Here is a 15,023-nt window from a genome sequence, read left to right on the forward strand (position 1 = left end):
CTGATTAAAAGCATGAATAGCCCCCTAGCCCTCAAATTTAGGGAATTTAGGGGGTATCACTCCCAATAAAGAAGTAAATTCATACTTCAATTGAGCAATGCCGAAACTTCTATACACCTCATGTCTTGCACCATTCTCAAAAACAGTCGGGGGTTTCCAGGTTGAATTGAGAAGTGTATTGAAGGCTCTGTCTTTATAAAAGATGAAAATGGTGGAAGATAAACTGTATACAATTAGAAAAATTTTCAGCACACAACTATCTGCTGTCTTTGCGTAAACCCGTCAAATTATTTAAGAACGGTTTTCGGGCAGAGTAAATCGGCTTTATTGAGTAAAAGTTACCTTCATCAACGTTATAAGAAACTTGGCTCTTCACAATTGGAATCAAAATATGTCAGCAGATAAGGAAAGGGAGTTTCTTGAAAAAGCCCCCCCCAGGTGGCGATTAATTTTAGCAACTTCCATTGCTTTAGCTACAGCAATTATTAGTTTCTACAGCTACTTACGATTTCGTCCCAACGTTCAAAGTAAATCACCTACACCTGTAAATACGTCTCCTGCCAGAGTCGCAATTACAGCTTTGGGACGTATTGAACCCGAAGGAATGGTAATTCAATTATCACCTCCTAATTCGATAAACGGTTCGCGGGTAGAAAAATTATTTGTCAGTCAAGGAAGCAAAGTAAAAACTGGACAAGTAGTAGCACTACTCGATGGTTACACGCGGGCTACAGTCAACATACAACAAGCTTTGGATCAAGTCAGAGTTGCTCAAGCTAAATTAGCCCAGATAGAAGCTGGAGCAAAAAGAGGCGATATTGATGCTCAACAAGCAATTATTGCTCGGTTACAATCTCAGTTTCAAGGAGAAATTGCTACAGGAAATGCAACAATCGCCAGGTTACAAGCAGAATTAGATAATGCTCAAACCGAATACAATCGCTATCAAAAGTTATACCAACAGGGAGCAGTTTCCGCTTCTATCGCCGACAGTAAAAGTTTGCAGGTAAAAACTTTACAGCAGCAACTTAATGAAGCTCGGGCAACTTTAGATCGCAGCGTCAATACTTTACAAGACCAAATCAGAGAAGCTAAAGCTAAATTAAACAGCATTAAAGAAGTTCGTCCGCAAGATATTCAACTAGCCCAAGCTGAAGTTAAAAGTGCTACATCTGCTGTAGAGCAAGCTAAGGCAGAACAAGAATTAACTATTCTCAAATCTCCCATTACCGGCACAGTATTAAAAGTTAATGCCAAACCGGGAGAAATGATTACCACTGAGGGATTAGTCGAAATAGGTAAAACCAATCAGATGTATGTGGTAGCAGAAGTTTATCAGACAGATATCCAGAAAGTACGTTTAGGTCAAAAAGCAACAGTTACCAGTACCGCATTACCTCGGGAAATAAAAGGAACCGTTAGCGAGATCGGATTACTAGTCGATAGACAAAAAATTCTGAATATAAATCCAGGAGCAGATACTGACAGAAGAATTGTGGAGGTAAAAATCCGTGTCGATGAACTAGAAGATAATAGATTAATTATGGGTTTAACAAATCTACAGGTAGATGTCGCCATTCAAATTTAAGCAAAAATGAAAGTAGAAGGATGAATTGAAACATTGATATTTGTTAATGAATAATTGGGATACTGCCTCTAAATAGATAGTAATCGAACCAGGAGCAGTAGTTATCATTTTTGTTTGCGGAATCTCGCTCTTGGAAACTACCTTCATCCTTCATACTTCCCAAGCTATATATTTCATTCATCCTGATTTTAATACTTAGCAATCATGGCTTCAAAAACCCCTTTAGCATGGTTACAGCTAATCCGAAACAAATTTCGTTCTTTAGTAGCTGTAGCTGGTATCGCTTTCATTGTGATACTGATGTTTATGCAACTTGGATTTCAAGATGCTCTTTACAGCAGCGCAACTCAGGTACACCGAAGTTTACAAGGAGATTTATTTTTAGTTAGTTCTCAATATAAAGCCTTAACTGCGACTCAAAGCTTTTCTCGAACTCGTTTATATCAAGCTTTAGGGTTTGAAGGTGTAAAATCTGTTACTCCAATATATTTAGGATTTGCTAAATTTAAGAATCCCGATACTGGGGAAAAATACTCCATATACGTAATGGGTTTTGAACCTAGTAAACCCGTAATTAATTTACCTGGAATTCAGGAAAATATAAATAAGCTCAAAATATCTAACGTAGTTTTATTTGATAAAAATTCTCGACCAGAATTTGGAGATGTCGCTCTGAGATTTGAGCGGGGAAATACCCAACCAAGTATTGAAATATTTCCATTTGATTCACTAGCAGGATTAAGACTTAGAGTCGGTGGATTATTTAATTTAGGTCCTTCCTTCGGCGTGGATGGTAATTTGATTGTTAGCGATACAACATTCCTACGAATATTTCAGAATGGCAGACCTACAGACAAAATAGATGTAGGAGCAATAACCCTCAGAGAAGGAGTAAATGCTAAAAAAATTACTCAACAATTACGGGATAGTTTACCTGAAGATGTTCTAATATTTACCTACAAAGAATTTGTTAATTTTGAAAAAGAATATTGGGCAAATAGAACACCAATCGGTTTTATTTTAAATCTGATGCTAACAATGGGTTCTGTTGTTGGTATAGTTATTGTTTATCAAATACTATTTAGCAATATTGCCAGTCAATTAGTAGCATACGCCACTTTAAAAGCCATAGGTTATGCCAATAATTATTTATTAAGAGTAGTTTTCAAACAGGCTTTCATTTTAGCAGTTCTTGGTTATATTCCAGGTTGGATTGTCTCAAAATATTTATATGAATTCGCAATGAAAGCAACGAAACTACCTATAAATATGAGCTTCGACAATGCATTAATAGTGTTAATAGCAACAGCTTTAATGTGTATGACATCTGGTGCATTAACCATAAATCAACTGCGTTCGGCAGACCCGGCAGATATTTTTTAGAGTTAGTTATTAGTTGTTAGTTATTAGTTGTTAATTGTTAATTGTTAGTTGCTAGTTGTTAGTTGCTAGTTGCTAGTAATTTTTATATTATTACCAATTTTCAATTACCCATTACCAATTACCTATTAACCATTCTATATTCCGTACTTTCTAATATATCAAACAAGTCTACAAGCGACAAAAACATGAACTTTGCAGATAAAACTTTACTGATTTCAGGAATTGGCGGATTTATTGGACTACGTGCAGCCGAAATAGCTATAGCTAAAGGCTTAAAAGTCCGTGGACTGGAAAAAGATGCAGAATTAGCTCAAAATGCTGAGAAATTAGGTGTTGAAATTATTAGCGGTAGTGTAACAGATTCATCTATAACTCAACGAGCTTGTCAAGATGTAGATATAGTTATACATACTGAAGAAGTTGCAAAAGAAGGAGGTTCCATAAAAGAATTTTCTCGTGTAAATATTGATGGAACTATCAATATCGGTAAAGCTGCTCGTAATGCCGGTGTAAAAGATTTTGTGCATCTTTCTACTGCTTCAGTTTATGGGTTTGATTATCCCAACAATGTTACAGAAAAAGAAACACTTGTAAAAGAGAAAAATCCTTATTGTCAAACAAAAATAGAAGCAGAAAAAGCTCTACAGCAACTAAATAGTGCCCGAGATTTTGGTATTATTATCATCCGTGCAGGAGATGTTTACGGGCCGGGTTCTATTCCTTGGACGGTAAGACCAATCTCATTTATGCAGCAAAAATTATTTGCTTATACTAATGAAGGAAAGGTCATCAATCATTTATACGTTGATAATTTAATTGATGCCATTTTTCTAGCGATAGAAAAAGAACAACATGGTGAAATATTCAATATCACTGATGGCAAAGAAACTTCCCCACAAGAATTTTTTACTCGTTTAGCAGAAGTTGCAGATTGTTCAGCCCCTTCTTCCTTAGGAAAAGAAGAAATTAGGGTATTTTTGAAATTGCGCTGTCAAGGACAAAAACTTCTACGCAAAAAACCGGATATATATCCTGAAGCTGTAGATTTTATGAGTCGTCCTTATACTTTTTCAATTGAAAAGGCACGTCGAATATTAGGCTATCAACCAGCTATTTCTTTAGATGAAGGAATGGCTCGCATCAAAGCATGGCTTAAAAATCAAAACTAATCTAGTAGTTCGCTAAGCCAACTTTGCGGGGAAAACCCGTGAAAATAAAAAGTTTCTTCTCCCCCTCTTCCCCTTCTTCCCCCTCTCCCCCTCCCTCACCCGGCAATGCAGGCTTCTTCGAGTACTAGGAGTTGGTAATTAGTAACAATTAACAATCAATAACTAAGCAAATGAAAACAAATTTAATTTGTTGCTTGTTGCTTTCTGCTTTCTTCAGCTTTGGATTCGGTTTAAAAGCTAATGGAGCAGAAGATTCGGCAAATCTAACTATTTCAATCAAAGGTATCAAGAATCAAAAGGGTCAAGTTTGTTTGAGAATTTATGAAAATGAGCGTGGATTTCCTTTAGGTAATAACAGTAAATTCAAAAGCCAATGTATAAAAATTACTGGCAATTCGGTTAAACAAGAATTTACAGGATTGAAAAAAGGAACTTATGCGATAGCGGTAATTGATGACCAAAATAATAACAATAAACTTGATAGAGATTTTTTGGGCATCCCTGAAGAAGGATTTGGTATTTCTAATAACCCCACTGTCTCGATAAAAACAGGAGTTCCTAAATTTGAAAAGGCAAGTTTTTCACTAACAAGAAATCAAACTGTTGAGATTGTAATGAAATATTCTTTAGACCCTTAAATTACACCTAAATTATGGACAAACAAGCTTTAGGTATGGCGATTTTTATGGGGCTATATGTTCCATTATTTACGGGAATTTCTGTGACTATTCACCGTTTAACGCAACAAACACCTCAAGAAAGTAAGAAAATAATTATTGTCCATCGTCAATTTAAAAACCAGTCTTTTGACGATATCAACAAAAATTTAATTTTTAAGCTGGATGAATCCCATACTTCACTTTTTGCAAAAGATGCTTCGGAGATTAAAAAGCTAAAGTTTTATAAGTATTTACCTCCTGCTTATACAGAAGGCAATAACTTATTGCAAAATATAGACTTCAATAAAATTACAATCGATGAATCTTTGTTTTAGTCTGCAAATATCGCAACAATAGCAACGGTGAATTTTAGATTTTTGATTTTGCCAAAGTGCGTGTCGAAGACAAAAATTGTGAGAAGAATATCTTTTTTTAGGTACCGTTTATTTTTTTCTTCAAACTTTTCAAGACAGATTTTAGATTATTTATATGTTGTCTTTCTTGTCTCTTGAATTCTTCAAAATTTAATTCTCCTTCTCTAATGCCGGGGTAAGCCAAATTATCCATCGAGAACAAACAGGAGAAGTAGGCAGTGTCTTTAAAATCTAAAACCTTACGGCTTATCTTAATTATGTAAAGGTTTCTAACAATGAAATTTTGGGCGATCGCACTGCTGCAAACTTTGCTAGGTTGGCTGTTTATCCAGATAGGTTTAACGCTTATCTTCATCTTTTACCTTTATTCAAATAAAGCTAATTCCCTCTGTGACAGCCAACTTCCTAAAACAGCAGTAATTTTATGCTTGCGGGGGGCAGATCCTTTTCTCCCCAACTGTATAAGAGCTTTATTAGAGCAAGACTATCCGCAATATGAATTAAAAATTATAGTTGATAGTCAGGAAGATCCAGCATGGCAAGTGGCTAACGATACTGTTGCTGAATCTAATGCTACAAATGTTCAAATCAGCCCTTTAAAAATAGCTAGTACTGTTTGTAGCTTAAAATGCAGTTCTTTAATACAGGCTGTTTCTGAGTTAGATAGCTCTTACAAAGTAGTTGCTTTAGTAGATGCCGATGCAGTAGTTCATCCTACTTGGTTGCGCGAATTAGTTTCGCCTTTAATGCACCCCAAAGTTGGAGCAACTACAGGTAATCGCTGGTATCTATCCAAAGGCAAATATTGGGGCACTTTAATCAGGTACATATGGAATATATCGGCAGTAATACAGATGTATTTATACGGTATCTGTTGGGGAGGTACTTTAGCGATTAAAACACAAGTGATTCACGAAAGCCGAATACTTGAAAAATGGGCAAGAGCTTTAAGCGAAGATACGATGTTGAAAGCTATCCTCGCCGAGCATGATTTACAGGTTAAATTCGTGCCTTCTTTGTTAATTCTCAATCGCGAAGAATGTACTTTACCAAGCTTAAGTAACTGGATAAAACGTCAACTATTGATTTCTAGGCTATATCATCCCCAATGGTGGTTGGTAGTAGTGGAAGCAATATTTTCTATTTTGTTACCAAGCGTAATCTTTGCGTTCATGTTGCTAAATTGTCTTTTAGGGAATTGGGACATTTCCGGACTTTTACTGACTTGCTACAGTCTCTATATATTCGCCTTACTGCTAATTACAATTGCTGTAGAAATAGCAGTGAGAAAGGTCATAAACTATCGGTGGTTAATGCCAAACTTATCATTAACAACATTCATGAAAAATCTAATCGGAATCCCTTTAACACATTGGTTTTATGGATTTGCTTTAGTATCATCAATGTGGATATCAAAAGTATCTTGGCGTAACATTGTCTACCGTATAAAAAAGCCCTTTAATATTCAGCTAACCCAATATAAACCTTATCAATCAGACAATCAACCAGTTGACGATAAAGTTTCTCTTTAGAACGAGAAATAACTAGGTAGCCTCTCTTCAATTCTATTAAATCATGTTAAAGCAACCCCTTCGCCTTGCAATCGCTACAGGATTATACGCTCCATTTTTAACTGGGGTTTCTGTTGCAGTACATCAACGAGTTAGATGGTTTTTGCAACAAGGACATCAAGTATTTCTGATTCACCCCCAAATCAACAATCAGTATCCAAGCAGTGTTGGTAAACGTCCGATGGCAGGATTGGATGAATTACACCAATATCCCAACTTTACTTCCTATGCATTTCCGACACAACCATTAATATTTTACAAATCTCTTCCCCAACCATTAAGCTATCGGCATTGGAGCGATACGAAATTATTAGCAGATTTTAATCCCGATATTGTATTAGTAGAAGAAGCAGCACAAATGAGGGGACTATATTCGCTGTTTTTACAAGGTTATGGTCGTCCTGTCGCAGTAGAATACGCGAAAAAGAAAGGTACTCCAGTAATATCTTTATTCCATACCGATATAGTTGCCTATATTCAATATTACTTAGGTAATCAATTATTTAGTTTAATTCGTCCGTTTCTTCCCAAGCTAATTAAGCAATTTAGCGAGTCATATGACCTAAGTTTATTTTCTTCAAAAGAACAACTTGCTAAATATCAAGCCATGAAATGTCAGCGTAGCGAATATTTTCCCTACCAAGGCGTTGACTGTAAAAAATTCAATCCCGAAAACACTATCTTTAATCCGATTCCTAACGATAATAGACCAACTTTATTATTTGTAGGGCGTATTACAGCAGAAAAAAATGTCAATCAACTTTTGGATATATATCCCATAGTTGCCGACAAAATAAAAGACGTTCACTTAGTGATTGTTGGTAGCGGTCCCATAGAAGCAGAAATCAAGCAGCGCGCTCAACAATTTGGTTCCGGCGTAACAGTTTGGGGAGAATCTCATGGGGAAGAACTTTTAGGATGGTTTGCTCGTGCGGATTTATTTGTTAACCCTTCAATCACCGAAAACTTCTGTACCACAAATAACGAAGCTTTAGCTTCCGGTACTCCCGTAGTTGCTGCGATCGCGCCTTCTACAGCAGAGCAAGTTACGCCTGGTAGTAACGGCTTTTTAGCAGAACCCAACAATCCCGCAGATTTCGCCGAAAAAATCATTCAAATTCTCGGAAACCCTCAATTAAAAGAGCAGATGACAGCCAATGCTCGTCCTTCAATTTTGGAATTTGATTGGTCAGCTTGTATGGAAAAATTTGAGACGAAGCTTTATCAAGTTGTTGGAGAATCGCAGAAAAAATTGACTGGTGTTGGTTTGTAATAAAATACTTTCTTGATCGCATATTAGCCCTCACCCTCGAAGGGTGGGGCTATACTTACAAAGCCCAACTGCATGGGCTAAAAATCTCGTTACGATGCATCTAATTTAGCCCACGGAGGTGGGCTTTGCAATTTTAGCCCGACTCTAGAAGAGTGGGGGCGATTCAGTTTAAAATATATACCTATAATCCTGCACTTCCTATCAAACAGGTAGCATCTACCATCATGACGCAAGCATTACCTGCAAAAAACAACCAAAAATTACAGCTATCACCCTTAAATATACCTAACCGCTTGCTGCTCGGTCCCGGTCCATCAAATGCTCACCCCGACGTACTCAAAGCAATGAACACTGCCCCTGTAGGGCATCTTGACCCAGCTTTCTTGACGCTGATGGATGAAATTCAATCACTGCTACGCTATGTATGGCAAACAGAAAACCCCTTGACAATAGCAGTTAGCGGCACCGGAAGCGCTGCAATGGAAGCGACAATTGCGAATGCAGTAGAGCCGGGTGATGTTGTATTAATTGGTGTTATTGGATACTTTGGTAATCGTTTGGTTGACATGGCTGGACGTTATGGTGCAGATGTACGAACTATTACCAAGCCTTGGGGACAGGTATTTTCATTAGATGAATTAAAAACCGCTATAGAAACTCATCATCCGAGAATAGTGGCATTGGTTCACGCCGAAACTTCTACGGGTGCGCGTCAACCTTTGGAAGGAGTCAGCGAATTATGTCGCGAGCATGATAGTTTGCTGCTGGTAGATTCCGTCACAAGCATGGGCGGCGTACCTTTATATTTGGATGAGTGGGGAGTGGATTTAGCTTATAGCTGTAGTCAGAAAGGTTTGGGTTGTCCTCCTGGAGCTTCACCTTTTACTATGAGTTCCCGTGCAATGGAGAAATTGCAAAAGCGTCAAACCAAAGTTGCAAACTGGTACTTAGACATGAACCTGTTAAGCAAATATTGGGGTAAAGAACGCACATATCATCATACAGCCCCCATAAATTTATATTATGCTTTGCGGGAATCCCTACGTTTACTTGCAGAAGAAGGGGTAGAAAATAGTTGGGAAAGGCATCAAAAAAACGCGGAATATCTTTGGCAAGGTTTAGAAGATTTAGGAATGACTTTGCATGTTGAAAGACAGTACAGATTACCAACACTTACCACAGTAAGAATCCCCGAAGGAATTGACGGTAAAGCAGTTGCGCGAGAAATGCTGTTAGAAGACAATCTTGAAGTTGGTGGTGGACTCGGCGAATTAGGTGGCAAGGTTTGGCGCATCGGATTGATGGGTTACAACAGCCGCAAAGAAAATGTAGATAGACTTTTGGAAGTATTGCAGAAGAAGATTAAAAGTTAATAATTGGGAATTGGGCATGGGTAATTGGTAATTGGTAATTGGTAGTTGGTAATGGGTAGTTGGTAGTTGGTAACTAGCTACTTGCTACTCATAACTGCTCACTGCTCACTGCTAACTGTTCCCCCCTCTCCCCATACCGGTAATTTTTCCTAAAAGTAGAAGAAACCCCCATCTTTTAGTACGGTTTAACTGACTGCCTCTGGATGAAAAAGCTGTTACATTTATTTATGTAAGTTGAAAAAAACCTCACACATAAAATATCGTGAATAATATAGACCAGCGCAATCCAGAATTCTTCGATAATCAAACAGCAGGCGCTAATTCTTTGTTAGAGTACATTAAATCTTTGAGTCCAGAAACAATCGGTCAACTTTCTAAACCTGCTTCTTCAGGAGTTATGGAAGCAATTGAACGTACTATCTCTGGTATGTTGGGTGGTTTACCTGGGGATGATTTTAACGTTATGGTAACTACCAATCGTGAAAGCTTAGGAAAACTTTTAGCTTCTGCAATGCTTAATGGTTATTTGTTACGTAATGCCGAGCAGCGTATGGCATTTGAAACTACTTTGCAATCTTTAGAAGCTGATTCTCAGGATAATGAGTGAAAAAAATAATTTAGCTTCTCAATTAACCCCAGTCCCCCCGACTGGGGTTTTTTGTTATATTCTTTAATAGCAATAGGCTGTTTGTAGTTCCTTTTCGTAACAGAAAAAAATAAAATGAAGAATCTTCCCATTTTGTGGAAACAACTTTGAAGTATGAGTAATAAGAAAATAAGGTTCTAATTTATCTTTTATTTTTCTCAATTATGTACAAGCGACTTTTACTGATATTTAGCTTGATTTCAGGTTGTGTGGGTATTGCGACATTTGTAGTTTGGCAACAAGCAATGCAGTTACCCGAATGGTATATTCAATCGGGAGCAACGGAAAAAGTAATTTCTTCTACGGAACAAGTTAAGACAGCAAATGCTGAAGAAGTATTGCGTAAAGTTTCAGATAATTTGACAGCTAAAACTACAGGAGAAGTAGAGCTTGATGCAGAAGAAGTCAACTCATTAATTATTTCTTCGATAGAAAAAAAAGATAATACAAAGAAATTTGCTACCGCAATTAAAGGTACAAATACAAAAATTCAAAACGGGAAAATCTCTGTAGGTGCTGTTGTTGAAACTTCATCTATCCCCATACAAGATTTATCTGGAAGAAATAAAACGAAAATTATCCAATTATTGCAGCGTTTACCCGGAAAAGAGAAACGTGTTTATATCGGTATTGAAGGAAAACCCAGCATTCGTAACCAAGAATTCAGCTTTGATGACACAACTCGTGTTTCTCTAGGTTATTTTAGCTTTCCGATTGCTGAAGTTTCGCAAAATATAGGTATTCCTCAAGATAGTATTAATCGGCTGCTTTCTCAAGAAATTAAAAAATTACCTATCAAACTTGAAAGCATAAATGTTCAGGGCGAGCGGGTGGTAATTCGTGGTTCAAGGAATCAGTGAAGAGTTAGGGATTAAGAATTTTAACCTTTAATTTTTAACCTTTAATTTTTAACCTTTAACCTTTTACCTTTAACCTATTTTTTCCAGGGTAATTTAGTTCCCATCTCTGTAAGTGCGGAGAAAATCAGATAAGTAATTAGTAAGGCAACACTAAGTATAAAGATAATTAAGTCTTTGTCCATAATTATGATTTATTTTGAAGTCCTGTTAGTAAATGTTTCTACATATTCATAAAAAAGCTTGTTAAGCAGATTGTACAAGAAAATTGATCCTGAATTATATCAAATTCGGCTAATTATTCGGCGTTGCTGATTACAAGTATGATTTTGCCCCCCAACCCCCTACTCTACGGGAGAAAGATAATTTAAAGTCCCACAATTTTGGGGAATTTAGGGGGCTTTACTAAAACCAGAAACATAAATTCATACTTCAATTCAGCAACGCCAATTATTCACTATATAACTCAGGATTTGATAATTTTTTATTACCAATCACCAATTACCAATTACCGATTACCGAAACATTATATTACTTCTCGATCTTTATCTTAAACTCTACAACTCATATTAAGATTACTATATCCCTATTTGCTGCTAACTATAGTTATGCATTCTAAAGATTCCGCTCCTAAATTAGATATCCCAACATCGTTGATTGCATCTGTAGATGGTGGTTTTACCGAGCATACGGTAATAAATAGAATGCCTAATATTGCTCGTCGAGTCATTGAGGAAAATGATTTCTCAGATGAGATTAACCAAAGTCTTGAAAAACTAGCAAATGATTTATCATCAGGTAATTTGTTACCACTTGTTGATGATACTGGTGTAGATGTTATTGCATGGCAGCATTATTTGCACTCTTATCAAGCACAACGTTGGGTTGATATTCCTTGGTTTGTAGCTGAAACTTATTTTTATCGTCTAATTCTGAACATCACAAATTATTTTACTCCTGGAGAATATCAATATATAGATCCGTTTAAATTACAAAAGTCTCAAGGCTTAGAAAAATCTCTAGATTCAATAGTTGCTTTGTGCAAGCAAGCTTCTGTTTGGTTTTCCCAAACCAATTCTACAGAAACTAGTTTGATTGGACTATTATATTTCTCGCTGTGGGGAAATCGTGTAGACTTAAGTTTATGGTCGGCAATAGAAGATAGCGATCGCAGTAATTTTAATATAGAAAGTCAGCAAGCTCATATATTAGTAGACGATTCAGCAAAAGTTATAGATTTATTAGTCAACAAAACCTCAAACAAGCAAAATCAGGTTGATTTAGTTGCAGACAATGCTGGATTTGAATTAGTTTGTGACTTATGTTTGCTAGATTTTATATTAAATCGTGGTTTAGTCGATACAGTAAAGCTACATTTGAAACCCCACCCGACTTTTGTTTCTGATGCAATGATTAAAGATGTGCATCATACAATTGATTATCTTCGTAATAGCTCGAGTTTGGAAGTAAAAAACTTTGCTAGTCGCTTGCAAAATTATGTCGCTTCGGGACAGTTAATTTTAAGTGAAGACTATTTTTGGACATCTCCTTTAGCCTTTTGGGAAATACCAGAATCTAAAAGAAACGAATTAAGCAATTCGAGTTTACTTATAGTTAAAGGAGATGCTAATTATCGACGTTTGTTAGGAGATAGACATTGGGATTACAGCAGCAATTTTATGGATATAGTTTGTTATTTACCCGTACCAACCTTAGCTCTGCGTACTTTGAAATCCGAAGTAGCAGCAGGTATTCCACCATTAACAATTGATAAAGTTGCAAAATCCGATCCTGACTGGTTGACTAATGGAAGTTGGGGTTTGATTCAGTTAGCAGCTATATGATTCGGTAAAACACGTATCATATCTTTGGGGTTTGGTGATAGGTAATTGGTAATTGGTAATTGGTAATTGGCAATAAAGAATTTTTCTTAAACTGTATATTGCATCAATTATTTTGAACGATATATGGCTTAAAAGAAGCGCACAGTAGCATTTTGAGTAAACGAACATCGGGAGCATCCCGATGCCGGAACAAACATTTTACCCGACACCCTGCAAGGGTGCGGCTACATAAACAAAGCCCATCTACATGGGCTAAGAATCTTAGTAGCCCAGGTCGTCGGGCTTCGTAGTATTAGCCCCAGACTTTTAGTCTGTGGGCTTTTTGCGAAATTGGGATGCTCCCATTTTACCCGACACCATAGAAGGGTACGGCTACATAAACAAAGCCCATCTACATGGGCTATATTCGGCGCATCTTTATAAAGAAATAATATAAGGAATAAAAATCCTGCAAAACTCTATATCTCTCCTTTTCTTCTCGATTGCTTCCCTAGAATATCTCGATTGTTATCTAAAACTAGGAACAAGGAAAAGGTAAATAAACATGTGAAATTACTTAAGCTGACGGTTTATTGATTAACCAAAAATATGCTTAGCATTAAAGTTACTAAAGTGACTTAATAGCTAAGTCTATTTACTAGCTATATTTTTTACAAAAAAAATGTCTTAAATATACAATATTCACTCAAAGCTATTGCCGATGATTATTTTGAGAGTAAAATATTTGTTAAGAGAATATTCAAAAGATACAAAAATTACAGGATATGTGTATCATTAACTACTTTTAATCAAAATAAGATGTAAATTGCAAACAGAACCCTCTGTTAAAAATGGTGAAAATTTGTTAAGAATGGTGACAGGAAAGTACATGGGAGTAACAAAATATTATGGAAAATAAAGCTGGGAGTAAGCCGCCACATCATGTAGTTATCGTTGGTGGAGGTTTTGGAGGATTATATACAGCAAAAGCGCTAAATAGTAAGGATATAAAGGTTACTTTAATAGACAAAAGAAATTTTCACTTGTTTCAACCGTTGCTGTATCAAGTAGCTACCGGTACTTTATCGCCTGCTGATATTTCATCACCATTGCGTTCGGTACTTAAAAACAGTAAAAATACTAAAGTTTTGCTGGGAGAGGTTTCTGATATAGATCCAGAGAAGCAAAACGTGGTTATGAGGGGTGAAAACATCCCTTACGACAGTTTGATTATTGCTACAGGTGCCAAGCATTCATATTTTGGTAAAGATGAGTGGGAAGATTACGCACCCGGTTTAAAAACTGTGGAAGATGCGATTGAAATGCGTCGTCGTATATTTATGGCATTTGAAGCAGCAGAGCAAGAGACTGATGAAGAAAAACGTCGTGCTTTGTTGACATTTGTGGTGGTTGGTGGTGGTCCGACTGGGGTAGAATTAGCGGGTGCGATCGCTGAATTAGCTTACGGTATTCTCAAGGAAGATTTTCGTAATATTGATACTTCCGAGACGCAGGTATTGCTTTTAGAAGGAATGGATCGAGTTTTACCACCGTTTGCGCCGGAATTATCGGAAAAAGCACAAAAGTCTTTGGAAGGTTTAGGTGTTAATGTAGTCACAAAAACTTTAGTAACTGGTATCGAAGGAGATATAGTTACTGTTAAGCAAGGTGACGAAACTAAACAGTTTGGAGCTAACACAGTATTGTGGGCGGCAGGTGTAAAAGCTTCAGCCTTGGGTAAAATAGTATCGGAAAAAACCGGTGCGGAAACCGATAGAGCGGGAAGAGTAATTGTTGAACCAGACTTAAGTTTGAAGGGTTATCCGAATATATATGTAATCGGAGATTTGGCACATTTTGCTCATCAGACGGGTAAACCTTTACCAGGTGTTGCACCAGTTGCCATGCAGGAAGGGGAATATGTTGCAAAATCGATTAAGCAGCAGTTAAAAGGCAATACTTTACCAGCATTCAGATATTCTGATAAAGGTAGTTTAGCTGTAATCGGACAACATGCCGCTGTAGTCGATTTAGGCTTTATGAAACTAACAGGTTTCCTAGCTTGGCTATTCTGGCTATTAATTCATATTTATTATTTAGTTGAATTTGACAACAAGCTCGTAGTCATGATTCAGTGGGTTTGGAATTATTTTACTCGCAATCGTGGTGCAAGGTTGATTACAGGAAAAGACTTACCAGTGCCTGTTGAAGTTAATAGCAAGGTAGATTATTATCCGCCAGTGAATGAGAAAAAAGCTGTTAATGTTTAGTATGTAGGGAATTGGGCATAGGGCATGGGGCATGGGT

General features: G+C 36.8%; 12 protein-coding genes. All 12 read left to right on the forward strand.

Features of this window, described 5'->3' with window-relative positions:
• Positions 1-391: 391 nt before the first annotated feature.
• Entirely contained in the window at positions 392-1,588 is a 1,197-nt protein-coding gene (locus RIV7116_RS10635) for an ABC exporter membrane fusion protein (protein ID WP_015118301.1), read from the forward strand.
• Positions 1,589-1,792: 204 nt separating this feature from the next.
• Entirely contained in the window at positions 1,793-2,971 is a 1,179-nt protein-coding gene (gene devC, locus RIV7116_RS10640; protein ID WP_015118302.1) for an ABC transporter permease DevC, read from the forward strand.
• Positions 2,972-3,156: 185 nt separating this feature from the next.
• Complete coding sequence (locus tag RIV7116_RS10645; protein ID WP_015118303.1) at positions 3,157-4,140, forward strand: NAD(P)-dependent oxidoreductase; 984 nt, start codon at positions 3,157-3,159, stop codon at positions 4,138-4,140.
• 170 nt (positions 4,141-4,310) lie between these two features.
• Complete coding sequence (locus RIV7116_RS10650) at positions 4,311-4,778, forward strand: DUF2141 domain-containing protein (protein WP_015118304.1); 468 nt, start codon at positions 4,311-4,313, stop codon at positions 4,776-4,778.
• A 14-nt stretch (positions 4,779-4,792) separates the two neighbouring features.
• Positions 4,793-5,134 carry a hypothetical protein gene (locus RIV7116_RS10655; protein ID WP_015118305.1) on the forward strand — a complete coding sequence of 114 codons (342 nt, stop codon included), beginning with the start codon at positions 4,793-4,795 and terminating at the stop codon, positions 5,132-5,134.
• 314 nt (positions 5,135-5,448) lie between these two features.
• Complete coding sequence (locus RIV7116_RS10660) at positions 5,449-6,705, forward strand: glycosyltransferase family 2 protein (RefSeq protein WP_015118307.1); 1,257 nt, start codon at positions 5,449-5,451, stop codon at positions 6,703-6,705.
• A 43-nt stretch (positions 6,706-6,748) separates the two neighbouring features.
• Positions 6,749-8,017: a glycosyltransferase gene (locus RIV7116_RS10665; RefSeq protein ID WP_015118308.1), complete on the forward strand. Its 1,269-nt coding sequence runs from the start codon at positions 6,749-6,751 to the stop codon at positions 8,015-8,017.
• Between the two features lie 224 nt (positions 8,018-8,241).
• Entirely contained in the window at positions 8,242-9,390 is a 1,149-nt protein-coding gene (locus tag RIV7116_RS10670) for an alanine--glyoxylate aminotransferase family protein (RefSeq protein ID WP_015118309.1), read from the forward strand.
• 262 nt (positions 9,391-9,652) lie between these two features.
• Complete coding sequence (locus RIV7116_RS10675; protein ID WP_015118310.1) at positions 9,653-9,997, forward strand: DUF760 domain-containing protein; 345 nt, start codon at positions 9,653-9,655, stop codon at positions 9,995-9,997.
• 203 nt (positions 9,998-10,200) lie between these two features.
• Positions 10,201-10,896, forward strand: a complete 696-nt coding sequence (locus tag RIV7116_RS10680; protein ID WP_015118311.1) for a hypothetical protein — start codon at positions 10,201-10,203, stop codon at positions 10,894-10,896.
• Between the two features lie 605 nt (positions 10,897-11,501).
• A complete protein-coding gene (locus RIV7116_RS10685) occupies positions 11,502-12,737 on the forward strand; it encodes a damage-control phosphatase ARMT1 family protein (protein WP_015118313.1) in 1,236 nt (411 codons plus the stop codon).
• A gap of 887 nt (positions 12,738-13,624) precedes the next feature.
• Entirely contained in the window at positions 13,625-14,986 is a 1,362-nt protein-coding gene (locus tag RIV7116_RS10690; protein ID WP_015118314.1) for an NAD(P)/FAD-dependent oxidoreductase, read from the forward strand.
• Positions 14,987-15,023 lie beyond the last annotated feature (37 nt).

Source organism: Rivularia sp. PCC 7116, assembly GCF_000316665.1.
Classification (GTDB): domain Bacteria; phylum Cyanobacteriota; class Cyanobacteriia; order Cyanobacteriales; family Nostocaceae; genus Rivularia.

Excerpts from the sequence above, each read along its gene's own strand:
- RIV7116_RS10635 (WP_015118301.1), top strand. The coding sequence starts at position 392 with ATGTCAGCAGATAAGGAAAGGGAGTTTCTTGAAAAAGCCCCCCCCAGG.
- devC (WP_015118302.1), top strand. The coding sequence starts at position 1,793 with ATGGCTTCAAAAACCCCTTTAGCATGGTTACAGCTAATCCGAAACAAA.
- RIV7116_RS10645 (WP_015118303.1), top strand. The coding sequence starts at position 3,157 with ATGAACTTTGCAGATAAAACTTTACTGATTTCAGGAATTGGCGGATTT.
- RIV7116_RS10650 (WP_015118304.1), top strand. The coding sequence starts at position 4,311 with ATGAAAACAAATTTAATTTGTTGCTTGTTGCTTTCTGCTTTCTTCAGC.
- RIV7116_RS10655 (WP_015118305.1), top strand. The coding sequence starts at position 4,793 with ATGGACAAACAAGCTTTAGGTATGGCGATTTTTATGGGGCTATATGTT.
- RIV7116_RS10660 (WP_015118307.1), top strand. The coding sequence starts at position 5,449 with ATGAAATTTTGGGCGATCGCACTGCTGCAAACTTTGCTAGGTTGGCTG.
- RIV7116_RS10665 (WP_015118308.1), top strand. The coding sequence starts at position 6,749 with ATGTTAAAGCAACCCCTTCGCCTTGCAATCGCTACAGGATTATACGCT.
- RIV7116_RS10670 (WP_015118309.1), top strand. The coding sequence starts at position 8,242 with ATGACGCAAGCATTACCTGCAAAAAACAACCAAAAATTACAGCTATCA.
- RIV7116_RS10680 (WP_015118311.1), top strand. The coding sequence starts at position 10,201 with ATGTACAAGCGACTTTTACTGATATTTAGCTTGATTTCAGGTTGTGTG.
- RIV7116_RS10685 (WP_015118313.1), top strand. The coding sequence starts at position 11,502 with ATGCATTCTAAAGATTCCGCTCCTAAATTAGATATCCCAACATCGTTG.
- RIV7116_RS10690 (WP_015118314.1), top strand. The coding sequence starts at position 13,625 with ATGGAAAATAAAGCTGGGAGTAAGCCGCCACATCATGTAGTTATCGTT.